This is a genomic window from Nonomuraea sp. NPDC059023 (assembly GCF_042740095.1).
In the GTDB taxonomy this organism is placed as follows: domain Bacteria; phylum Actinomycetota; class Actinomycetes; order Streptosporangiales; family Streptosporangiaceae; genus Nonomuraea.
In genome coordinates this window covers 101,855-122,360 of record NZ_JBHYIO010000001.1, presented here as the reverse complement: position 1 = coordinate 122,360, position 20,506 = coordinate 101,855, and the positions used below count along the sequence as shown (strand labels likewise).

The following is a 20,506-nucleotide window of genomic DNA, read 5'->3' as shown; positions in this document are numbered from 1 at the left end:
GGCTCAGTCGTCCAGGCCGCGGGCGCTGAGGGCCTCGCCGAGCGCGTCGGCGTGCCGCAGCGCACCCACCACCAGAGGTACGGCGAAGGCCCGCACGCTCCACGAGACCCCGCGCGCCCGCTGCGCCTCCCTGACCCGGCGCGCCAGGTCGGTGAGCAGGGGCACGCTGCGCAGGGTGAGCGTGAGCATGAGCGAGACCCGGAACGGGTCCACCCGCACCAGCCGCAGCGGCGCGAGCCCGCGCTCCAGGGCGGCGAGCATCACCGAGGCGGGCGTGGTGAGCGTGACCAGCCCGGCCAGCGCGACCATGAGCACCACGCGCATCGTCGTGACCGTCGCGGCCGGCAGGTCGGCCAGCAGGAGCTGGGTGACGAACAGCGCGAGCGCGAACCAGCGCACCGGGCGGATCTGCCCCCAGGCCGCCGCCGGGCGCACCCGGGCCACCGCGTACAGGGCCAGGACGACGGCGGCCGCGCCGGCCAGCGCCGCCGGCGTCTGGAGCAGGACCAGCACAGTGCATCCCGCGGCCAGTCCGAGCAGCTTGAGACCGGTCACGCCATCAGGTCCCGGTAGTGGTCGAGGGCGGCCGCCGGCGGGCCGTCGGCGACGAGCTTGCCCTGGTCGAGCACGAGGACCCGGTCGAAGTCCGCCAGCAGCGCGAGGTCGTGGCTGACGACCACGAGCTGCTGGGGAAGCTCACGCAGGATGCGCGCCACCTGGCGGGAGTTGCGCAGATCGAGCAGGGTGGTGGGCTCGTCCATGACCAGGATGTCGGGTTCGAGGACCAGCACGGAGCACAGGGCGAGCAGCTGCTTCTGGCCGCCGGAGAGCTGGTGCGCGGGGTGGTCGGCGTGGGCGGCCAGGCCGTAGCGCGACAGCACCTCCTCCACCAGCGCGGCCACCTCCGCCTTCGGCAGGCCCCTGCGGCGCAGGGAGAAGGCCACGTCCTCGGCGACCGTCGGCATCACGATCTGCGCGTCGGGGTCGGTGAACAGGAATCCGACCCGGCGCCTGATCTTGGCGGCCTCGCGGCGGGTGTCCATGCCCAGGACGCGGACGGTGCCCGTGGTGGGCAGGGCCAGGCCGTTCAGGAGGCGGGCGAAGGTGCTCTTGCCGGAGCCGTTGGCCCCGGCCACGCCGATCCGCCGCTCGGACAGGGTCAGCGTCAGGCCGTCCAGGACCTCGCGCTCCGCCAGCCGTACGCCGACGCCGCTCAGCTCGATCATCTACACCACCTCGAACAACGCCGCGACCCCGAGACCGCCGCCGACCGCGGCGGTCGCCAGCCCCAGCGTGCCACGCGGCGCGCCCGCGCCGACCAGCCTGTGGAACAGGCGGGTGACCACGACCGCGCCGCTGGCCCCCCACGGGTGGCCAAGGGCGAGGGCGCCGCCGTCCGCGCAGACCCGCGTGCGGTCGGCGCCCAGGGGGTCGAGGCCGAGCGCGTCGGTCACCGCGAGCACCTGCGCGGCGAACGCCTCCACGATCTCCACCGCCGCCACCTGCCCGAGTTCGGCCCCGGCCCGCCGCAGCACCCGCCGTACGGCCGGCACCGGCCCCCAGCCGGGCAGCTCCGGGTCGCAGCCCACGACGGAACCGGCGACGAGCCGCAGGCCCGGCAGCCCCAGCCGCTCGTCCGCGACGGCCACCGCCGCCGCGCCGTCACTGATCGGCGAGGAGTTGCCCGCGGTGACCGTGCCGCCGGGCACGAACGCCGCCGGCAGCCTGGCCAGCGACCGCTCGCGCAGGACGCGCGGCCGCTCGTCGCTGTCCCGCTCGCCGACCGCGACGATCTCTTTCGCGAAGTCACCGGCCAGCGCCTTGGCGTGGCTGCCGATCGCGTAGGCGTCCTGACGCTCGCGGCTGACGCCGCGGGCGCGGGCCAGCGCCTCGGCCGCCGGTCCCATGTCGGGGTCCGGGTGCCCGTCCGGGGTGAAGGGCGCCCGCTCGTACGGCTCCGCCGCCCCCCGGCTCGTGCGCAGCGGCGCGGTCGAGGCGCTCTCGGCCCCGCCCGCGATCACGAACTCCGCCTCACCGGCGCTCACCGCCTGCCCGGCCAGCAGGATCGCGGCCAGGCCGCTGCCGCACTGCCGGTCGACGGTCAGACCGGGCACCTCGTGCCCGAACCCGGCGGCCAGCGCCGAGACGCGGGCCAGGTTCCCGCCGGGGCCCATGCAGTTGCCGAGCACCACGTCGTCCACGTCCTGCTGCCCGCCGCCCGCCTTGCGCACGTCGGCGAGGACCGCCGCGAGCACCGGGGCGGCGAGCCGGTCGGCGGTGAGGCTCTTGAAGGCGTGCCCCGCCGTACCGATCGGGGTACGCCGGGCGGCCACCACCACCGGCCTCACACCAGCCTCCGGAAGCCGGTCAGCGTCTCGGCGATCAGCGCCCTGGCCGGTTTGCCGGTGGGGGTGCGGGGCAGGGCGTCGGCCGCGTACCAGCGTCTCGGCCGTTGCACCCGGTCCAGTCCGGCGCGGGCGGCGGCTTCCAGGTCGGCCCGCCGTACCGGGCCCTCGACCACCGCGCACACGAGCGCGCCCAGGTCGGGGTGCGGCGCGCCCACGACGACCGCGTCCGCCACGCCCGGCACCCGCCGCAGCACCGCCTCGACGTCCTCGGGCACGACGGTCGCGCCGCCGGTCTGGATCGCGCCGTCGCCCCTGCCGCGCACCCGCAGAACCCCGCCCGGCCGGTACGGCTCCGCCAGGTCGCCGACCGTCGCCCAGCCCGCGGCGTCCCGGCGCAGCGGGCCGGGGGCGCCCGCCAGGTAGCCGTCGGCCACCCACGGCGAACGCACCCACACCTCGCCCGCCCTGACCTCGATCTCCACCTCGGGGAAGGCGCGCATCCCGGTGCCGTCGGCGTCGGCGGCGACGAAGGACAGCTCGCTCGACCCGTAGTAGGCCAGCACCCGGAGGCCGCCGGCCTCGGCGCGTTCGCGGGCGGCGGGGTCGAGCGCGGCGCCGCCGACGAGGGCCACGCGCAGGGAGGCGGGCTTGGGCAGGACCTGCTGAAGCTGGTGGGGTACCAGGTGGACCGCGGTGGCCGCGTCCAGGTACTCCAGGGACCACCGGCCGGGGACGATCGCCGTCGCGCCGGCGCCCAGGGCGTGGGCGGCGGCGAAGGCGTACAGGGAGGTGATGAGCGGGCCCGGGATCAGCACCACGTCCTCCCCGCCGATGCCGGACAGGCGGTCGAGGTGCCGGAAGGAGCCGGTCCAGGAGGCCCGCGAACGGACCACCGCACGCGGCCGCCCGGTGCTGCCGGAGGTGAAACAGGCCCACCCGCCCTCGGCCGGCGGAGCCAGAGGAGCGGGTGGGAGGTCCGCCAGCAGCTGGGCGGCACGCTCGTCGCAGACCAGCGGCGTGATCCCGGCCAGGTCGGCGGCGAGCGCCTGGGTGAGGGCGGCCACCGGGTCCTTCACGCTGATCACGGCGGGACCGGCGGTGGCGCGCACGTCGCGCGCCTTGATCCGCTCGGCCAGTTCCGCGTAGGTGACCTCCTCCTCCGGGCCGACGAGCGCGACCCGGCCGGGGTCGCGCGCTGCGTGCTCCAGGACGTGTGCCGCTACCGCCACGCGTGCCGCTCCTGCCAGACGGCCGGCACGGCGTCGGGATAGGCCCGCTGGACGCCCCTCGCGACGAAGGCGGCGAGCACCGCCTTGATCAGGTCGCCGGGCAGGAACACCGTGCTGAGCAGCATCGTCTTCCCCAGGGGGATGCCGGTGACCAGCGCCTGCACGGGCACGCCGCACAGGTAGATCACCCCGATGCCGCCGGCGACGCAGGCCAGCAGCAGCCGGACGATGCCCGGCTTGCGCCCCCCGCGTTGCACGATCCAGCCGGTGAGGGCGGCGCCCGGGATCCAGCCGATCAGGTAGCCGGCCGAGGCGGCGGCGAACACCCCCAGCCCGCCCCGTCCGCCCGCCAGCAGCGGCAGGCCGACCGCGACGAGCACGAGCAGCACGATCACCGCCAGCGCCGCCCGCCAGGTGCCCAGAATGGCACCGGCGAGCATGACGCCGAAGGTCTGCAGGGTGATCGGCACGGCGTTGCCGAAAACGTTGAGCGTGCCCGGTAGTCCGAGCACGGCGATGAGCGCGGCGAACACGCTCACCCTCGCCAGGTCTCCCGCGTTCTTCATGGCATCGATCCCACATCACATTCCGGCGGTCCAGGTATGGAGGTATACGACAAGATCCACCCCGCGGAACCGGCGGGGTCGTCGTGGCGCGCCACCCAGACTCTAGGAGAAGCCGGTCAATGCCCGTACCCCTCACTCCGTGGTGCTGTAACGGTTGGTGCTGCTGTGCCATTCGAGGCCGCCGCCCAGCCAGCCGCCGAGCGCCCACAGGAAGTGGTGGAGCTCGGGCGAGGGTACGGCCCGCAGCTCGTCGCAGTCGGCCTCGAAGGCCGCGACGATGTCGTTGTGCAGGGCGACGGCGCGTTCCGCCGCCTCGCGCAGGGTGCAGCCGCGCTCGGCGGCCACCAGCAGCACGATGTTGCAGTCGGGCAGTTCGTCGGCGGCCTCGCGCAGCGCCGAGTGCAGGTCGTTGACGATGACGGCGGCGGTGCCCGCCCGCATGACGGCGCGGTGCACGCGCTCCTCGTAGAAGAGGTTGCCCGGCACCTCGTAGCCGCCCACGATGTCGGACAGGGTCATCGAGGTGTAGAAGCTGTCGTGCTGGCGGGCGGCCAGGTAGCGCCAGGCTTCCACGGGTTCGCCGCTCTGCCGCCAGGCGCCGTAGGCGTTCCAGCTGACCCACATCTGGAAGGACGTCAGGTTGACGCGGGCGAGCTGCGACGGCGTCGAGTGCACGGCCACGTGGTCGCGGGCCGAGGTCAGGGAGACGAGCACCGGGTCGCTCCTGAGCTGGGCCTCCAGCTCGTCGCCGAACTCGTCGGCCGGCGGCGGCGCGTCCATGGCCGACATCGCCAGGGCCAGCCTGCCGGCCAGCAGTGCGGGGTCGGCGCCGAGTTCGGTCTCGTCGGCGTAGTAGTCGTCGCAGGCCCACCAGGCGGCGTTCATCTGCCCGGCCAGCAGCAGCCGGTCGGGGTCGTCGACGTCGGGGTGGGCGAGGGTGACCAGGTGGCCGAAACCGGTCTGCCGGAACGTCTCGATGCGCCCCTCGTGCAGGCCGATCTTCTCCGCCCACTCCACCAGCCGCTCGTTGACCAGCTCGCCGAGCGCGTGGTCCACGCGCACGGCGAGCGGGCAGTAGAGCGCGGGCATGCTCCCGTCGGCCCAGGGCCGCTGCGTGAACACCAGCGGCGGCTGTCTGACAGTGCGTGGACCCGGCACACACCCGAGGTCCTGCGGTACGGCGACGCCGCCCGCCGGTTGGGCGAACAGGCGGGCGGCGGAGGTGCCGAGCCCGGTGGGTCCGGGCAGGAACGCGGAGGGGTTGGGCATGACGTTCCTTTCGCTGGGCTGAGGTCAGACGCGGTCGGCGGCGATGAGCAGGTACTGGAAGCTGCCGTCCTTGTACGCCGTCAGGAACGCGTCCTCGATGCCGGTGGCCACGGATGAGCGGGCGCGCAGCTCCCAGTAGGGGATGGTCGCCTCGGTCAGGTCGATCACGTCGATGGGCACGAGGTGGTTGTCGGCCATGGCCTTGAAGTAGGCGCTGCGCGGGTGGATGTCGCAGACGTAATGGGCGTTGATCTCGCTGACGGCCTTGGAGGGCAGTCCGTACACGTCGTTGTAGCAGCCGGTGATGGTCACGTAGCGGCCGCCGGGCGCGAGGAGCTGGGAATGGGCGGCGAACAGCTTGGAGAGGTTGACGTACATCGTGCTCTCGTTGTTCCAGATGCCCTTCAGGCTGCCGGGTTCGAGGCCGGTCTGCAGCATGTTGCGAAAGTGGAACTCCACCTTGTCCTGCACGCCGCGCAGCCGGGCCTGCTCGTTGGCGAAGTCGACCTGCTTCTGCGAGATCGAGACGCCGTCCACGCGGCAGCCGAAGCGTTCGTGCGCCATGAAGCTGCTGCCGCCGCGGCCCGATCCGGCGTCGAGCAGCCGGTCGGCGGGCTGGACCTGGCCGAGGTGGTCGAGCAGCAGTACGGCCTGTGCGGTCTCGAGCCGGTGCATCTCGGCGATCATCCGCTCTTCGCGGGTCTCCTCCGGCTCGTCCAGCACGGACCAGTCGACGGCGCCGATGCCGTAGTGGTGGTGGTAAGTGCCGGAGACCTCGCCGAGGCGGAGGTTGACGGCGTTCTTCTCGCGGTTCCAGTAGTCGGCCACGGAGTGCTGGTAGGGGCTGGTGATGACCACGGACATGAAGCCTGCCTTTCTGAGAAGGAGTGCGACGCGAAGTTATCTCCCGGCTACCGAAAGTGAAATGTGGCGTTCCGGTCTCCGGAACCGCCGTTTCTCTCCCGCGAGCGGGGGGAAGGAGCCGCGGCTTGCCAGGCCGTACCCGATCGTCTAGATTTCGTTGAGTAAACGTTTATTCAATGAAATGTGGAGATCATGGCGACGCGCAGGGAACAGGCGGAGTGGCGGCGTGAGCAGCTGCTCGACGCGGCGTTGCGGGTGTTCGCCGCCAAGGGCGTGGACGGGGCGTCGGTCAAGGACCTCGCCGAGGCGGCGGGCGTGACGCCGGGGCTGCTCTACCGGTACTTCGAGAGCAAGGAGGCGCTGGTCGAGACCCTGCTGCGTGAGCGCGGGTTCATGACCCGCCTGCGCGAGCTCCTGACCGCCGGCCACTCCGGACCGGCCAGGGAGGTCCTGACCGAGCTGCTCACCGCCTTCGACGCGCTGCTGGCGGGCAACGCCGAGCTGGTGGCGGTCTTCTTCAGCGCCACCCGCGCCCGCGCCGCGCTGGCCGAGCTGACCGGCGAGGGGCAGCGGCTCATCGGCGCGTTCCTGGCGGACCGGGTCGCGGCGGGCGAGCTGCCGCCGCACGACACCGGGACCGCCGCCAAGACGCTGTTCGCGGCGGTGGCGGTCGGCCGGGCCACGGGCTCGCCGATCGACGTGCCCGCCCTGGTCGGCCTGCTCTACCCCACTTGATCTCCTCCACGGGAAGGTGACACGACGTGCGTACCAGAGTGCTCGTCGCCGGCGGCGGCCCCGCCGGCATGATGACCGGACTGCTGCTGGCCCGCCAGGGAGTCGAGGTGGTCGTGCTGGAGAAGCACGCCGACTTCCTGCGCGACTTCCGCGGCGACACCGTCCACCCGTCGACGCTGGAGATCATCGCCGAGCTCGGCTGGAGCGGCGAGTTCCTGAAACTGCCGCACGACAAGATGAGCGAGGTGGCCGTGCGCATGGGCGGCCAGAGCGTCACCTTCGCCGACTTCACCCGGCTGAAGGTGCGCCACCCGTACATCGCGTTCATGCCGCAGTGGGACCTTCTCGACTTCCTGTACGGCAAGGCCGCCTCCTACCCGGGCTTCCGGCTGATGCGCTCCACCGAGGCGACCGGTCTGATCGTCGAGGACGGCCGGGTCGCCGGTCTGCGGGCCACGGGTGAGGAGGGTCCGGTCGAGATCAGGGCGGACCTGGTGATCGCCGCCGACGGGCGGCACTCCGTGCTGCGCGCCCAGGCCGGGCTGCGGCCCCTGGCGGGCTCGCCGCCCATGGACGTGCTGTGGTTCCGCCTGCCCCGGCGGGAGGGTGAGCGGGTGCCGTTCTTCCAGGGCGGGAGGGGCTCGCTGGTGGCCATCGACCGGGGTGATTTCTGGCAGTTCGCCTACACGATCCCGACCGGCGCGTACGAGCGGCTCCAGGCCAGCGGGCTGCCCGCCTTTCACGAGCGGATCGCGGCCTTCGTCCCCGGCCTGCGCGAGCGGGTCGGGGAGATCGGCTGGAGCGACGTGCACCATCTGGCCGTCCGGGTCGACCGGCTGCGCCGCTGGCACCGGCCCGGCCTGCTGTGCGTCGGCGACGCCGCGCATGCCATGTCGCCGGCCGGCGGGGTGGGCATCAACCTGGCCGTGCAGGACGCGGTGGCCACCGCCAACCTGGTCGGTCCCGCGCTGCGCCGTACCGGGCCGCCACCCGAGCGGGTGCTGGCGGCGGTGCAGGCACGCAGGCAGTTCCCGGCCAGGGTCACGCAGGCGTTCCAGACAACGATCCTGCGCGACCTGTATCCCAAGCGGCTGTCGGACGACACGACGGAGCACGTGCCCGCGGTCTTCTCGCTCTTCCGCGCCCTGCCGCCGTTGCGCCACCTGATGGGCCGCTTCGTCGGGCTGGGCGTACGCCCGGAGCACATCCGCTCCTGAGCCGCTTCACATGTGTGCTTTCGAGGAGGTCACCGGCGGACCAGGAGGCGGGCCGGCAGGTCGTCGAGGCTCACCATCCCGAGCATGACCCCGTGCGCACGAAGACTTCCAGCACGCTTATCGCCTGATTTCCGGACACTGCCAGATCCCCCTGGGATGATCTTTATGGCAGTCTTCCTACCCCCTGGAGCGGTACAGGTGACAAGGCGAGCGCAGGTGCGCGCCTTTCTCGAACGACAGGTCGTCCAAAGGGCGATCATCCTGGTCATCATCGTCAACGCGGTCACCATCGGCTGCGAGACCAGCACCTACCTGATGCGCCACATCGGCGGCGTCCTGGTCACGATCGACCACATAGCACTGGCGATCTTCACGGTCGAGATCGCCGCCCGCCTCTACGCGAACGGGCGCTCGTTCTTCAAGGACCCGTGGAACTGGTTCGACGCGGTCATCGTGGTCGTCTCCCTGATCCCGGCCAGCGGGCCGACCTCGATCCTGCGGGCGCTGCGGATCCTGCGGGCGTTGCGGCTGATCTCGGCGGTGCCCAGCATGCGCCGCGTGGTGCACGCGCTGCTCGCCGCCGTGCCCGGGATGGCCTCCATCATGGGCCTGCTCGTCCTGCTGATCTACATCGCCGCGGTGGTCTCCACGAAGTTGTTCGGCGAGATCATGCCGGAGCGCTTCGACGAGCTGCCGCGCTCGTTGTTCACGTTGTTCCAGATCATGACCGGTGACGACTGGGGCAACGTGGCCCAGGAGGTCATGGATCACAAGCCGTGGGCGTGGTTGTTCTTCATCGCGTACATCCTCATGTCCACATTTGTCGCCCTAAATCTCTTCATAGCGGTAGTGGTGAACGCCATGAACGACGCCGAGGCCTCCCCCGCCGAAGCCGAGACCCAGAAGGAGCTGAAGGCAGTGCGAGAAGAACTCGCCGCCCTGACCGCCAAACTGGACGTCCTGGTCACCCGCGAGCTCACGACGACAGGAGCGTCAGCCCGAACGTCTGAAGGATCGGGATGATCGGCTGGTAGAACGAACGCCCGCCGGTCGCGCAGTTGCCCGTGGAGCCGACCAGGATGCCCTGAATGTGCCCGTTCCACAGCAGCGGCCCGCCGCGGTCACCGGGCTCCGCGCAGATGTTGGTCTCGATCAGCCCGTGGACGGTCCCCTGCGGGTAGGTGATCGACGCGTTGCGCCGCAGGATGATGCCGCACTGCCACCCGGTGGTCGCGCCCGACCGGCAGACCGCGGCCCCGACCGGCGCCTGCTGCGCGCCGGCGACCCGGATCTCGCCGCCCCGGCCGTCGCTGACCACGCCGCGTGGCGTCCAGTTCGCGTTCGTCCGGACCCAGCCCATGTTCTTGCCGGGGAAGACCACCGCCTGGACGGTGCCCTGGGCCACCCGGTTGAGCCCGGTCACGGCGGTCCCCGCGGGCGCGCAGTCGCCGGTGGTCACATAGCCGCCCTGGACGGACGCGCCGATCGTGCAGCGCGTCGGCCCGGCATAGAACGCGTCGCCACCGCGGACGCTGTAGGCCGCCGGCGCGCTGATGAGCCCCAAGCCCAGCAGAAGGCTCACGGTGATGCTCCGTAATGCCATGCCTTCGACGGTACGGCGGCCGCCCGCCCGCAACAATGCGCAACCAGCTATAACGACCGCGTTATGCCTCAAGCGCGCGGGCCGCCTCGATCCAGGAGGCGAACAGCTCGTCGTCGATCTCCTCGACGCCCTGGAGCTTGACCACGGCCATCTGCCGGTTGGCGGCCGTCAGCCGGCCCGACGGGTCCTCGATCTCCTGGCCGCGCCACAGGCCGAAGGTGACGTAGTTCTTGTAGGCCTTGAAGAAGGCGACCGGCGTCTTGCCGGGCGCGCCACCGAGGCTCCAGACGGGGTGCCCGTGCCAGACCGCGCCGGCCTGGGGCATCGCGGCGTCGATCAGGGCCTGGAGCTTCTCCGCGATCTCACGCAGCGGCTGGTCGAGCTTGGTGGTGTAGTCGTTGACGGTCATCTCGGTGTGTTCCCTTCTGGTTGCTGACATCTACGCGTCGATCGAACGATGTGACAGGGAACGCGTGTACTCCTTTCGCCGGGGCCGGACAATGGGCGGGTGACCGAGGTGAACCTGGTCCCGGCGCCCGTGCGGGTCGACTGGCAGGGCGAGGCCGGGCCGCTGGGCGGGGACGTGCGGACGCGGGTGGATCCGGGGCTCGGGGCGGAGGCGTACCGGCTGAGCACGTCCGCGCTCGGGGCGGAGATCGTGGGGGGCTCACCGGCCGGGGTGTTCTGGGGGCGGCAGACGTTGCGGCAGCTTCGGGGGCCGGACGCGTTCCGGCGGGCGGCGATCGAGCCGGGGCCCGCTGACGTTCCGTACCTGGTCGTCGAGGATGCGCCGCGGTTCGCCTGGCGGGGGTTCATGCTGGATGTCGCCCGGCATTTCCTGCCCAAGGATGACGTGCTGAGGTATGTCGAGTTGCTGGCCGTACACAAGCTCAACGTCCTTCATCTGCACCTCACCGATGATCAGGGGTGGCGGGTCCAGATCCGGCGCTATCCACGGCTCACCGAGGTCGGGGCGTGGCGGCGGCGGACGCGGATCGGATGGGGCGAGCCGGTCACGTGGGACGAACGCCCGCACGGCGGCTTCTACACCCAGGACGATCTTCGGGAGATCGTGGCGTACGCGGCCGAGCGCCACGTCACCGTCGTCCCCGAGATCGACCTGCCCGGCCATTCGCAGGCGGCGATCGCCTCCTACCCCGAGCTGGGCAACACCGACGTGATCGACACCTCCGCCCTGGAGGTGCTCGGCGACTGGCTGATCAACCCCAACGTGCTGGCCCCCACCGAGGCCGTCCTGCGCTTCTACGAGAACGTTCTGGACGAGGTGCTGGAGATCTTCCCGAGCCGGTTCGTGCACCTCGGCGGCGACGAGTGCCTCAAGGACCAGTGGCGCGCGTCGGCCGCGGCCCAGGCGCGCGTGCGTGAGCTCGGGCTGGCCGGAGAGGACGAGCTCCAGTCCTGGATCATGCGGCACTTCGACCGGTTCCTCACCGCGCGGGGGCGCCGCCTCATCGGATGGGACGAGATCGCGCAGGGCGGCCTGGCCGAGGGCGCGGCCGTCATGTGCTGGCGCTGGTACGCCGGTGGCATCGCCGCCGCCGAGGCCGGGCACGACGTGGTGATGTGCCCGCAGCAGGAGGTGTACCTGGACCACGTGCAGGCGGCGGGCGAGGACGAGCCGGTGCCGTTCGGCTGGGTGCACACGCTGGAGGACGTCTACCGCTTCGAGCCCGTACCACCCCGCCTGGCCGGTACGCCGCACGCGGCCCGGGTGATCGGCGCCCAGGCCAACCTCTGGACCGAGGTCACCGAGAACCGGGGGCGCGTGGACTACCAGGCCTTCCCCAGGCTCGCGGCACTGGCCGAAGTGGCGTGGTCCCCGTTGCCAGGCCCGGACGAGCGCGACTTCGCCGGCTTCGAGCACCGGATGCACGCCGCCCACTACGCCCGCCTGGACGCGCTGGGCGTCGCCTACCGCCCGCCCTCCGGCCCACACCCTTGGCAGCGCCGCCCCGGAATCCCCGGCCGCATGCACAACAAACCCCGCAAACCCTGGCACATGGCCAAATAGCCACGGCGTCGGCAAGGACGAGATCACGCCGCCCGGGTGGGGACCTGTGCTGATCGGTTGACCGGCGGCCGAGGGCAGGACGTCGGCTGGGTGGTGCGGTGCGGGTGGCGGGGTCAGGGGGTTGGGGTGGGGTTGTCGAGGTGGTGTAGGAGGCGGGCGAGGACGCGGACGCATGCTTCGACGTCGTCGTCGGTGAGGTCGCGGCCGACCTCGCGCAGGACCGCGCGTTCGCGGCCGACCAGGGCGTCGACGGCGGCGGCGCCCCGGCCGGTGAGCCGGATGAGCGAGGACTTCTTGTGCGCCGGGTTGGGCACGGACTCGACCAGATCGAGAGAGGCGCCGTCGTTGATGGTGCGCTGGACGAACTGGCGGCTGAGTGCCAGCGTCCGGCCGAGCTGGGGGACGGTCGCCGGCCCGTTCTGCCTGAGCATGCTGAGCACGGCCCGCAGCCCCACCGTCAGCCCTTCGACGGGCGCGTCCTGCTCCACCTGGCGCCAGGCCCGCCGGTACAGCGGGCCGACGAGGTCGAACACCGCCACGAGCCGATCGGCCCTCTCTGTCTCACTCACCCCATCATGATGACACCTAGGTTGTCATTCTCGCGCAAAAATGACACCTTAGGTGTCATGAATGGCATTTTCTGGACCGACCAGGGCAGTGGCCGCCCGCTCCTCCTCTTGCACGGCGGCTTCCTCGACCACCACATGTGGGACGACCAGATTCCGGTCTTCGCCGCCGGTCACCGCGTCATCGCGCCCGATGCCCGGGGGCACGGGCGTTCGGCCAACGCGGCGGAGCCGTACCGGCAGACCGACGACCTCGCGGCGCTGCTGCGGCGTCTCGGCGCCTGGCCCGCCACGTTGGTCGGCGTCTCCATGGGCGCGGGCATCGCGGTCGACACCGCGATCGAGCATCCCGACCTGGTCAGCGCGGTGGTGGTCAGCGGGGCCGGGACGAGCGAGCCGTACTACTCCGATCCGTGGACCACGCGGGAGCTGGCGGCGTGGCAGGCCGCGATGGGCGCGGGGGATCTGTGCGGCGCCGTCGAGGGGTTCATGACATTGTCCGCCGGTCCGCGTCTCGGGCCCGACGGTCTCGACCCGGAGGTCGCCCGGCGGCTGCGCGCGATGGCCAGGGGCACCATGTCCAAGCACACCGCGGGCGAGCCCAACCTGCTCGTGCCCGTGCGCGACACCTGGGAGCGTGCGGCCAAGATCGAGGTCCCCGTGCTCGCGATCAGCGGGGCCCTCGACTCGCCCGACCTCGTGGGGATGGCGGAACGGCTCGCCGCGAGCGTCCCGCACGGCCGCGCGGTCACGATCGGCGACGCCGCGCACCACCCCAACATGGAACGGCCGGCGGCCTACAACCGAATCCTCGCCGGCTTCCTCCGAGAACATCTGACAGACACCTAGGAGGTCAGGGCAGCAGCGCGCCGCGCTCGCGGCCGACGGTGTGCGGGCCGGCACCGCGTTCCTGGCCGCCCTGACCACGGACTGAGTCAGGCTCAGCCGCGTGTCAGCAAGCTCGACGGGGTCCGCCGGGTGACCTGCTCCACCTCCTGCGCGTCCAGCCCCTCCGCCAGATAGGAGACCGCGCCGGTGAACAACTCCCCCTTCAGGAACGGGAAGTCCGTCCCCAGGACCAGGCGGTCGGCGCCGAACGTCTGCGCGGCCGCGCGCAGGGCCGGCACGTGGCCGTGGGAGACGGTGTCGTAGAACATCCGGCGGGCCGTGACGCTGGGCGGCTCCGGCAGCCCGGACATCTGGTGGTCGGCCCGCTCGGCCAGCATCGCCAGCGCCCCGCCGAGGTGCGGGACGACGATGCGCATCCCCGGATGACGGAGCGGGACGCCGTCGGCGATGAGCCGCATGGCCGCCACCGTGTCCTCGACCGGCGCGCCGACCGCCCACCGCAGCCTGGGGTCGGCCGCGAACTCCCCCGCCGGGTGCACGAACAGGACCGCGCCGCGCCGGTCGAGCTCGGCGTACACGGGAAGGAGCGAGGCGTGCCCGAGCGCGGCGGAGTTGATCGCGACGCCGACCGCGCCCAGCTCGTCCATGGCCCGCTCCAGCTCGGCCGCGGCCAGGCCGGCGTGCGGGAGCGGGAGGGCGGCCAGCATGGCGAAGCGGTCCGGCCACCGCCGCACGGTCTTGGCGTACAGGTCGTTGACGTGGCGGGCGGCGGTCTGCGCGTGGGCCGGATCGGCGAAGTCGGCCGCCTGCGGGGTCGCCGACAGCACCTGCAGTCCGATGCCGGCCGCGTCCATGAGCGAGAGGCGCGCGGCCATCTCGGACCGGGACGTGCCGGCTCCCCTGCCGCGCTGGACCGCCGTGGCGGCGCGGCCGTAGGAGTCGAGCAGGTCGAGGTAGTCGTCGGTCCACAGGTGGGCGTGGAAGTCGACGCGCATCAGTCGTGGCTGGGGAACTCGGCGAGCACGTGCGCGCGGGCGGCGTCGACGAGCACGCCGGGCCGCTCCGGGTCGAGCCCGACGTGCCGCCCGGCCCGCTTGCGCACCTCGCCCGCCACCAGCACGGTGTCCACGTCCCGTCCGTTGCACTGCATGAGCACGTGGGCGGCCGGGTCGGCCAGCGAGCCGCCCTTCACCAGGATGACGTCGGCCTCCTTGCCGGGGGTCAGGCTGCCGATCCGGGCGGACAGGCCGAGGGCCCGCGCGCCGTTCACGGTGGCCATGCGCAGCACCTCGCGCGCGGTCAGCGTCGGGATGCCGGGACGGCGGCGCCCGTCGCGGCCCTGCGAGCGTTCCTCCTCGCTGTCGAGGTAGCAGGTGAGCTGATAGCCGAGGCGCATCTGGCCGAGCAGGTCGGCGTCGGTGTAGGTGACGATGTCGCAGCCCCAGCCGACCCGCAGCCCGAGTTTGACGGCCCTGCGCACGATCGAGAACGAGGAGCCGAGGCCGATCTCGACCGCCGGGGTGGAGGACAGCGTGGCGTCGGCGTCCGCCAGCATCCTGATCTCCTCGTCGGTGACGACGTTGCCGTGCACCGGCACGAGGTCGGGGCCGAGCAGCCCCGCCTCGTGCATCGCGGTGATCTGCCCCGCGTAGTTGGAGTGGATCGTCATCCCCAGCCCCCGCTCACGGGCGAACGCCACCTCCTTGGCGCTGGTCGCCAGGTCGACGGTCTCCAGGTCGCTGAGCGCCAGCATGAGCGAGACCCGGTCGTGCCCCAGCCCTTCCTGCACCCGTACGGCGTCCGCGAGCCGCTGGTCGTGCGAGGTGAAGTGGCCGGGCGGCTTGTCGCGCAGGCTGTAGCCGTGCACGCCCCGGATGCCGGAGTCGATCAGCCCGGCCACGGCCATGTCGGAGTGCCGCGGCGTCGCGATGCAGTGGCAGAAGTCGAGCGCGGTGGTGACCCCGTTGCCGAGCAGTTCCCTGCCTCCGGCGAAGCCGCCCGCGTAGACGTCCTCCGGGCGGAACCTGGAGCGGTAGGGCAGCACCGAGGTGAAGTACTCGCCGTGCCACAGCTCCGAGGCCAGCCCGCGCAGCACCGTCTGCCACAGGTGGATGTGGGTGTCCACGAAGCCGGGCAGCACGATCATCCCGGTCGCGTCGATCACCTCCTCCGCCCGCGCGGCGGGGTCGGCCGGCCCCGCGGAGACGATGGCCGTGCCGTCGATGAGCAGGTCGCCGCCGGGCACGTCGCCGATGGCGTCGTCCATGGTCAGCAGGTGTCCGCCCCTGATCAGGATCGTCATGCTTCCTCTTCCGTGAGTTCGCGCGGCGCGCGCCTGCGGGCGCGCCGCTCCCGCTGGACGACGGGGTCGGGCACCGGCGCCGAGTCCAGCAACATGCGGGTGTACGGGTGGCGGGGCCGCCGGTAGACCTCTTCCGCGCCGCCCTGCTCGACCAGGCTGCCCAGGTGCATCACGCCGACCTGGTGGCTGATCCGCCGGACCACCGCCAGGTCGTGGGAGATGAACAGCAGGCTCAGCGAGAGTTCGCGCTGCAGCTTGAGCAGCAGTTCGATGATCTGGCTCTGGGTGGAGACGTCGAGGGCGCTGACGGCCTCGTCGCAGATGACCAGGCGGGGCCGTACGGCCAGCGCCCGCGCGATCGCCACCCGCTGGCGCTGTCCGCCGGACAGCTCGGCCGGGTAGCGTCCGCCGAGCTCGCGGGCCAGCCCGACCTGGTCGAGGAGTTCGTCCACGCCGCCGGTGCCGCCGTCGTTGCCCGCGCGCAGGGCCAGCGTCAGCGTCTTGGCCACCGGATGCCGGGGGTTGAGGGAGGCGAGCGGGTCCTGGAAGACGACCTGGACGGCCTGCCGGTACCAGCGGGGCGTACGCGCGCCGAACGCGCCCAGGTCGTGGCCGTCGAACTCGATCGTCCCGGCGGCCGGGCGCACCAGCCTGAGCACCGCCCTTCCCGTGGTGCTCTTGCCGCTGCCCGACTCGCCGACCAGTCCGAACGTCTCCCCGGCCGCGACGGAGAAGCTGACGTCCTTCACCGCGTCGAAGCGGCGGGCCTTCCACAGGGTGCGGCCCGTCTCGTAGCTCACCCGCAGGTTCTCCACCCGCAGGAGCGGCCGGTCAGGCATGGGCACCTCCGGAGGCGGCCAGCAGGGCGGCGGTGTAGGGGTGTTCCGGTGCGGTGAACAGTCCGCCGACCGGCGCCTGCTCCACGATCCTGCCCGCGCGCATGACCGCGACCCGGTCGCACACGTCGGCCACCACGCCCAGGTCGTGGGTGATGAGCAGGATCGTCATGCCGAAGCGTTCGCGCAGGTCGAGCAGCAGGTCGAGCACCTGGCACTGCACGGTCACGTCGAGCGCCGTGGTGGGCTCGTCGGCGATGAGCAGCCTGGGGCCCGCGGCCAGCGCCCTGGCGATGACCACGCGCTGGGCCATGCCGCCGGAGAACTGGTGGGGGTGGTCGCCGAGCCTGCGCCGGGCGTCCGGCACGCCGACCAGGGTGAGCAGCTCGGCGGCCCGGTCCAGGGCGGCCCGGCGGGACAGGCCCTCGTGGGTACGCAGCGGCTCGATGAGCTGCCTGCCGATGGTGTGCACCGGTGACAGCGCGGACTGCGGATCCTGGAAGATCATGCCGATCTCCGGGCCGCGCAGGGTGGCGAGCTCGTTGTCGGGCAGGCCGAGCAGCTCGCGGCCGGCCAGCCGTACGCTGCCTTCGGTCACCGCGCCGGGCGGCGGCAGGAGGCCGGCCAGCGCGAGCGCGGTCATCGTCTTGCCCGAGCCAGACTCGCCGACGAGGCCGAAGACCTCGCCTTCCGCGATGTCGAAGCTCACGTCCTCGACCACGGTGACCGGTCCGGGGAAGGCGACGCTCAGCGAGCGCACCGAGAGCAGCGCCCGCGTGGATTCGGCGGGCACGAGCCGCACCGGCGGCGGCTTCCAGGAGGGCGCCGGTGCCCGCGCCCCGCTCATGGCCTCGCGCAGGCCGTCCCCGATCAGGTTGAACGCCAGCACCGTGAGCATGATGGCGAGGCCGGGGAAGACCGGCAGCCACGGCTGGTCGCCCACGTAGGCCCGCGAGCGGTCCAGCATCTGCCCCCACGAGGCGTCGCCCACGTCCACGCCGAGCCCGAGGAAGCTGAGCATGGCCTCGAAGAGCTGCGCGAAGCCGAGGTAGATGGAGGACTGCACGATCAGCGGCCCGGCCACGTTGGGCAGGATCTGGCCGAACATGACGCGCGGGGCGGACAGCCCGAGCACGCGGGCCGCGTCCACGTACGGCAGCTCGCGCTCGGCCAGCACCATCCCGCGGGTCAGCCGGAGCAACTGGATGGCGAAGATGACGCTGACGCCCAGCATCGCGTTGGTGAGGCCGCGCCCGAGCAGCGCGACGACGCCGAACGCCAGCAGCAGCGCCGGGATGGAGCTGACGGCGTCCACCACGCGCATGGCCACCCGGTCCCACCAGCCGCCGAAGTAGCCGATGACCAGCCCGGCGGGCACACCGAGCAGGAGGGCCAGGCCCACCGCCTGCACCGAGGCGCGCAGCGCGATCCGGGTGCCGTAGATGAGCCGGGAGAGCTGGTCGCGGCCCAGCTCGTCGGTGCCCAGCCAGTGCGCGGCGCCCGGCCCTTCCAGCCTGCCCGTCACGTTCACGGCCGACGGGTCGTACGGCGCCAGCCACGGCGCGGCCACCGCGGCCAGGACCAGGAGCAGCAGAAACGCCAGGCAGACGAACGTGGCGGGCTGCCTGAGCAGCCGGGAGACGGCGCTCACTGCGGCCTCGCCTTCGGGTCGAGCAGCCCGTAGCCGATGTCGACGGCCAGGTTGATCAGCACCACGAGGCAGGCGACCAGCACGATCCCGCCCTGCAGCACGGGCACGTCGTTGCGCACCACCGCGTCCAGGATCAGCGTGCCCGTGCCGGGGATGGCGAAGACCCGCTCGACCACGAAGCTGACCGCGAGCAGCACGATGACCTCGTGTCCCACCGCGGTCAGGATCGGCACCATGGAGTTGCGCAACGCGTAGCGGTAGACGATCCTGCGGCGCGGCGTGCCGACCGCGCGCAGCGCCCGCACGTACGGCGCGCGCAGCGTCTCGGCCATGGCGCCCCTGGTCTGCCGGGCGATCACCGCCGCCGAGTGCAGTCCCAGCGCCACGCACGGCAGCACCAGCCCGTACGCCCACATGCCGGGCCCGTCGGCGAACCGGGTGAACCCGAGCACCGGGAACCAGCGCAGTTCCACCGCGAAGAAGAGCATGAGCAGCAGCGCCAGCCAGAACCCGGGCATGGCCAGCCCGGCGGAGGTGACCGCGGTGATCAGCCGGTCGATCGCCGAGCCCGCCCGCAGGGCGCCCCAGACGCCCGCGGGCACGCCGACGGCGATCGCCAGCAGCGTGCCGCCGGCCACCATCGCCAGCGTGACCGGCAGCCGCTCGGCGAGGCTGGACACGATGGGCTGCTGGGTGAAGAACGAGGTCCCGAGATCGCCCCTGAACACCTGGCCCAGCCATGACCCGAACTGCACCACCAGCGGCCGGTCGTAGCCCAGCTGATGGCGCAGCAGCGCCCGCTGTGCCTCGCTCGCCCCTTCGCCCAGCATCTGCCGGGTCGGGTCGACCCCGACCCGGGTCAGCAGGAACACCACAACCGACACCAGCAGCAGCATCGGCGGCAGGGCGAGCAGCCGGGAGAGGATGAGCTTACGCATGGATGCGGGCTTCCTTGTAGCGGAAGACCGACGGCTCGAACCGGGTCGGCACGATGTTGTCCACCTTGCGCGGATCCCAGATGAAGGTGATCGGGCGGCTGAAGAAGCCGCAGTCGAGTGCCTGGTCGTGGATGATCTGGGTCATCCGCCGGTACAGGTCCTCCCGCTCGGCGTCCGTGCCGCCGGCCAGCGCCTGCTCGGCCAGCTTCTCCAGCTCCGGGGAGCCGGTCTTGTACGGGTTGCCGCCGCCGTCCGGGGCGAACCGGTAGGAGTAGTAGTCGAGCGGGCCGGTGCTCTCGCTGTTGCTGGTGTTGTACGCCGCGGGGTACCGGTCGAAGGTAGAGAAGTACTGCGGGATCGACATCTTCTCCACCTTGACCGTGATCCCGGACTCGGCCAGCTGGCTGCGGACCAGCTCGCCCAGCAGTTCGGTGCCGGGGAAGACGGGGAAGGTGAAGCTCACGTCCTTCTTGCCGCTCTCGGCCAGCAGGGCGCGGGCCTTGGTCACGTCCCGGGTGTAGCCGCGTACCTGCGGGTTGTAGCCGGGCTGGCCCTCGCTGAAGCGTTGCGGGTAGCTCTCGCCCAGGCCCTCGAACTGGCCGTCGAGCAGGGCCTTGGTGTCCAGGGAGTGACAGACGGCCTGCCGTACGCGAGGGTCGGCGAAGGTGTCCTTGCGGTCGAAGAACAGGAAGTGGTAGCGCAGGCCGGGGTACCACAGCGACTTCAGGCCCTGGGTCTCGGCGCGCTTCTTGTACTGCGCGGCCACGGAGACCACGTCGACCTGGCCGGTGACCAGCGCGTTGTAGCCGCTGTCGTCGTCGGCGATCGTGTGGATCTCCAGGCGGCGCGGGCCGACCTTGTCCGGCTCGTAGTACTTGTCGAAGAAGTCGAGCACGACCTTGGAGTCGCGGATCGACTGGGCGGCGTTGTACTTCCACGGGCCGGTTCCGGCGGGCTGGGTCTTGAACGTGCCGTCCTTGATGGTCTTGGGGCTCAGCATGTAGCCGCCCGTCCTGGCCAGTTGCGCGGGCAGCGCCGGGGCGGGGCGCTTCAGCTTGAGCACCACGTGCGAGGCGTCGGGGGTGAGGATCTCCTCGACCGGCTTCATGATCGTCGCGAACTCGGTCATGCTGTCGCGGATCCGCTCCAGGTTGACCTTGACGGCCCGCGCGTCGAACGGCGTGCCGTCGTGGAAGACGACACCGGTCCTGAGCGTGAACTCCACCTGCCCGCCCGTCGCCTTCCATGAGGTCGCGAGCCTGGGCAGCAGTTCGATGCCGTCCGGCGCCTGCTCGACGAGCTGCTCGAAGACGGCGGAGACGTAGGTGTTGTTCGGCTTGTTGAACGGCTCCCAGTCGTCGAGCGTGAAGCCCACGCCGAACCTGAGCGTTCCTCCGGCCGCCGCGGCGGGAGCGGTGGACGGGCCGGTGTTCTGGGCCGAGCACGCGGTGATCGCCGCGGCCACGAGTGCCGCCGCGACGAGCTTGCGGTAGGACATGAC

Annotated in this window: 21 protein-coding genes; 5 read left to right on the top strand and 16 right to left on the bottom strand. The window is 72.0% G+C overall.

Features of this window, described 5'->3' with window-relative positions; all coding sequences use genetic code 11:
* Window positions 1-3: 3 nt before the first annotated feature.
* From ACFWYW_RS00610 to ACFWYW_RS00580, 7 genes are all read right to left on the bottom strand, one after another.
* A complete protein-coding gene (locus ACFWYW_RS00610) occupies window positions 4-555 on the bottom strand; it encodes an energy-coupling factor transporter transmembrane component T (protein ID WP_184975586.1) in 552 nt (183 codons plus the stop codon).
* Window positions 552-1,226 (bottom strand): energy-coupling factor ABC transporter ATP-binding protein, encoded by a 675-nt coding sequence (locus ACFWYW_RS00605; protein WP_379620224.1) that lies wholly within the window; start codon window positions 1,224-1,226, stop codon window positions 552-554. The genes ACFWYW_RS00610 and ACFWYW_RS00605 overlap by 4 nt, the downstream gene beginning before the upstream one ends.
* Complete coding sequence (locus ACFWYW_RS00600; protein ID WP_379620222.1) at window positions 1,227-2,348, bottom strand: thiolase family protein; 1,122 nt, start codon at window positions 2,346-2,348, stop codon at window positions 1,227-1,229.
* On the bottom strand, window positions 2,345-3,577 hold the full coding sequence (locus ACFWYW_RS00595) for a class I adenylate-forming enzyme family protein (protein WP_379620220.1): 1,233 nt from the start codon (window positions 3,575-3,577) through the stop codon (window positions 2,345-2,347). Before ACFWYW_RS00595 ends, ACFWYW_RS00600 begins: the two co-directional genes overlap by 4 nt.
* Window positions 3,568-4,143, bottom strand: a complete 576-nt coding sequence (locus ACFWYW_RS00590; protein WP_379620218.1) for a biotin transporter BioY — start codon at window positions 4,141-4,143, stop codon at window positions 3,568-3,570. Before ACFWYW_RS00590 ends, ACFWYW_RS00595 begins: the two co-directional genes overlap by 10 nt.
* A gap of 132 nt (window positions 4,144-4,275) precedes the next feature.
* Window positions 4,276-5,412, bottom strand: a complete 1,137-nt coding sequence (locus ACFWYW_RS00585) for a family 2 encapsulin nanocompartment cargo protein terpene cyclase (RefSeq protein WP_379620216.1) — start codon at window positions 5,410-5,412, stop codon at window positions 4,276-4,278.
* A 24-nt stretch (window positions 5,413-5,436) separates the two neighbouring features.
* On the bottom strand, window positions 5,437-6,276 hold the full coding sequence (locus ACFWYW_RS00580) for a geranyl diphosphate 2-C-methyltransferase (protein WP_379620214.1): 840 nt from the start codon (window positions 6,274-6,276) through the stop codon (window positions 5,437-5,439).
* Between the two features lie 192 nt (window positions 6,277-6,468).
* Between ACFWYW_RS00580 and ACFWYW_RS00575 the strand changes: the two genes are divergently transcribed.
* The 3 genes from ACFWYW_RS00575 (at window position 6,469) to ACFWYW_RS00565 (ending at window position 9,251) form a co-directional block, all read left to right on the top strand.
* Window positions 6,469-7,011: a TetR/AcrR family transcriptional regulator gene (locus ACFWYW_RS00575; RefSeq protein WP_379620212.1), complete on the top strand. Its 543-nt coding sequence runs from the start codon at window positions 6,469-6,471 to the stop codon at window positions 7,009-7,011.
* 26 nt (window positions 7,012-7,037) lie between these two features.
* Complete coding sequence (locus tag ACFWYW_RS00570) at window positions 7,038-8,228, top strand: FAD-dependent oxidoreductase (protein ID WP_379620210.1); 1,191 nt, start codon at window positions 7,038-7,040, stop codon at window positions 8,226-8,228.
* Window positions 8,229-8,426: 198 nt separating this feature from the next.
* Window positions 8,427-9,251, top strand: a complete 825-nt coding sequence (locus ACFWYW_RS00565; RefSeq protein WP_379620208.1) for an ion transporter — start codon at window positions 8,427-8,429, stop codon at window positions 9,249-9,251.
* Here the strand turns inward: ACFWYW_RS00565 and ACFWYW_RS00560 are convergent.
* On the bottom strand, window positions 9,205-9,831 hold the full coding sequence (locus ACFWYW_RS00560) for a S1 family peptidase (protein WP_379620206.1): 627 nt from the start codon (window positions 9,829-9,831) through the stop codon (window positions 9,205-9,207). The genes ACFWYW_RS00565 and ACFWYW_RS00560 overlap by 47 nt on opposite strands.
* Before the next feature lie 61 nt (window positions 9,832-9,892).
* Window positions 9,893-10,270, bottom strand: coding sequence for a DUF1801 domain-containing protein (locus tag ACFWYW_RS00555; protein ID WP_379620204.1), 378 nt, complete (start codon window positions 10,268-10,270; stop codon window positions 9,893-9,895).
* A 69-nt stretch (window positions 10,271-10,339) separates the two neighbouring features.
* On the opposite strand from ACFWYW_RS00555, the gene ACFWYW_RS00550 reads away from it, so the two are divergent.
* Window positions 10,340-11,863, top strand: a complete 1,524-nt coding sequence (locus ACFWYW_RS00550) for a beta-N-acetylhexosaminidase (RefSeq protein WP_379620202.1) — start codon at window positions 10,340-10,342, stop codon at window positions 11,861-11,863.
* A 113-nt stretch (window positions 11,864-11,976) separates the two neighbouring features.
* On the opposite strand, the gene ACFWYW_RS00545 is transcribed toward ACFWYW_RS00550, so the two are convergent.
* Window positions 11,977-12,432, bottom strand: a complete 456-nt coding sequence (locus ACFWYW_RS00545; protein WP_379620200.1) for a MarR family winged helix-turn-helix transcriptional regulator — start codon at window positions 12,430-12,432, stop codon at window positions 11,977-11,979.
* 57 nt (window positions 12,433-12,489) lie between these two features.
* Between ACFWYW_RS00545 and ACFWYW_RS00540 the strand changes: the two genes are divergently transcribed.
* Window positions 12,490-13,278, top strand: coding sequence for an alpha/beta fold hydrolase (locus ACFWYW_RS00540; RefSeq protein ID WP_379620198.1), 789 nt, complete (start codon window positions 12,490-12,492; stop codon window positions 13,276-13,278).
* A gap of 92 nt (window positions 13,279-13,370) precedes the next feature.
* Here ACFWYW_RS00540 and ACFWYW_RS00535 read toward each other — a convergent pair whose 3' ends face one another.
* The 6 genes from ACFWYW_RS00535 to ACFWYW_RS00510 are packed head-to-tail and all read right to left on the bottom strand — an operon-like array spanning window position 13,371 to window position 20,503.
* Window positions 13,371-14,273 carry an amidohydrolase family protein gene (locus tag ACFWYW_RS00535; RefSeq protein ID WP_379620196.1) on the bottom strand — a complete coding sequence of 301 codons (903 nt, stop codon included), beginning with the start codon at window positions 14,271-14,273 and terminating at the stop codon, window positions 13,371-13,373.
* Entirely contained in the window at window positions 14,273-15,580 is a 1,308-nt protein-coding gene (locus ACFWYW_RS00530; protein WP_379620194.1) for an amidohydrolase family protein, read from the bottom strand. The genes ACFWYW_RS00535 and ACFWYW_RS00530 overlap by 1 nt, the downstream gene beginning before the upstream one ends.
* Entirely contained in the window at window positions 15,577-16,419 is an 843-nt protein-coding gene (locus tag ACFWYW_RS00525) for an ATP-binding cassette domain-containing protein (RefSeq protein ID WP_379620192.1), read from the bottom strand. The genes ACFWYW_RS00530 and ACFWYW_RS00525 overlap by 4 nt, the downstream gene beginning before the upstream one ends.
* Window positions 16,412-18,067 carry a dipeptide/oligopeptide/nickel ABC transporter permease/ATP-binding protein gene (locus ACFWYW_RS00520; RefSeq protein WP_379620190.1) on the bottom strand — a complete coding sequence of 552 codons (1,656 nt, stop codon included), beginning with the start codon at window positions 18,065-18,067 and terminating at the stop codon, window positions 16,412-16,414. The genes ACFWYW_RS00525 and ACFWYW_RS00520 overlap by 8 nt, the downstream gene beginning before the upstream one ends.
* A complete protein-coding gene (locus ACFWYW_RS00515) occupies window positions 18,064-19,005 on the bottom strand; it encodes an ABC transporter permease (RefSeq protein WP_379620188.1) in 942 nt (313 codons plus the stop codon). The genes ACFWYW_RS00520 and ACFWYW_RS00515 overlap by 4 nt, the downstream gene beginning before the upstream one ends.
* Complete coding sequence (locus tag ACFWYW_RS00510) at window positions 18,998-20,503, bottom strand: ABC transporter substrate-binding protein (protein WP_379620186.1); 1,506 nt, start codon at window positions 20,501-20,503, stop codon at window positions 18,998-19,000. The genes ACFWYW_RS00515 and ACFWYW_RS00510 overlap by 8 nt, the downstream gene beginning before the upstream one ends.
* Window positions 20,504-20,506 lie beyond the last annotated feature (3 nt).

What these genes read in the sequence shown, in the direction of transcription:
- ACFWYW_RS00510 (WP_379620186.1), bottom strand. Translation starts at nt 20,503, where the DNA reads ATGTCCTACCGCAAGCTCGTCGCGGCGGCACTCGTGGCCGCGGCGATC.
- ACFWYW_RS00535 (WP_379620196.1), bottom strand. Translation starts at nt 14,273, where the DNA reads ATGCGCGTCGACTTCCACGCCCACCTGTGGACCGACGACTACCTCGAC.
- ACFWYW_RS00590 (WP_379620218.1), bottom strand. Translation starts at nt 4,143, where the DNA reads ATGAAGAACGCGGGAGACCTGGCGAGGGTGAGCGTGTTCGCCGCGCTC.
- ACFWYW_RS00515 (WP_379620188.1), bottom strand. Translation starts at nt 19,005, where the DNA reads ATGCGTAAGCTCATCCTCTCCCGGCTGCTCGCCCTGCCGCCGATGCTG.
- ACFWYW_RS00580 (WP_379620214.1), bottom strand. Translation starts at nt 6,276, where the DNA reads ATGTCCGTGGTCATCACCAGCCCCTACCAGCACTCCGTGGCCGACTAC.
- ACFWYW_RS00540 (WP_379620198.1), top strand. Translation starts at nt 12,490, where the DNA reads ATGAATGGCATTTTCTGGACCGACCAGGGCAGTGGCCGCCCGCTCCTC.
- ACFWYW_RS00555 (WP_379620204.1), bottom strand. Translation starts at nt 10,270, where the DNA reads ATGTCAGCAACCAGAAGGGAACACACCGAGATGACCGTCAACGACTAC.
- ACFWYW_RS00575 (WP_379620212.1), top strand. Translation starts at nt 6,469, where the DNA reads ATGGCGACGCGCAGGGAACAGGCGGAGTGGCGGCGTGAGCAGCTGCTC.
- ACFWYW_RS00530 (WP_379620194.1), bottom strand. Translation starts at nt 15,580, where the DNA reads ATGACGATCCTGATCAGGGGCGGACACCTGCTGACCATGGACGACGCC.
- ACFWYW_RS00560 (WP_379620206.1), bottom strand. Translation starts at nt 9,831, where the DNA reads ATGGCATTACGGAGCATCACCGTGAGCCTTCTGCTGGGCTTGGGGCTC.
- ACFWYW_RS00525 (WP_379620192.1), bottom strand. Translation starts at nt 16,419, where the DNA reads ATGCCTGACCGGCCGCTCCTGCGGGTGGAGAACCTGCGGGTGAGCTAC.
- ACFWYW_RS00605 (WP_379620224.1), bottom strand. Translation starts at nt 1,226, where the DNA reads ATGATCGAGCTGAGCGGCGTCGGCGTACGGCTGGCGGAGCGCGAGGTC.
- ACFWYW_RS00585 (WP_379620216.1), bottom strand. Translation starts at nt 5,412, where the DNA reads ATGCCCAACCCCTCCGCGTTCCTGCCCGGACCCACCGGGCTCGGCACC.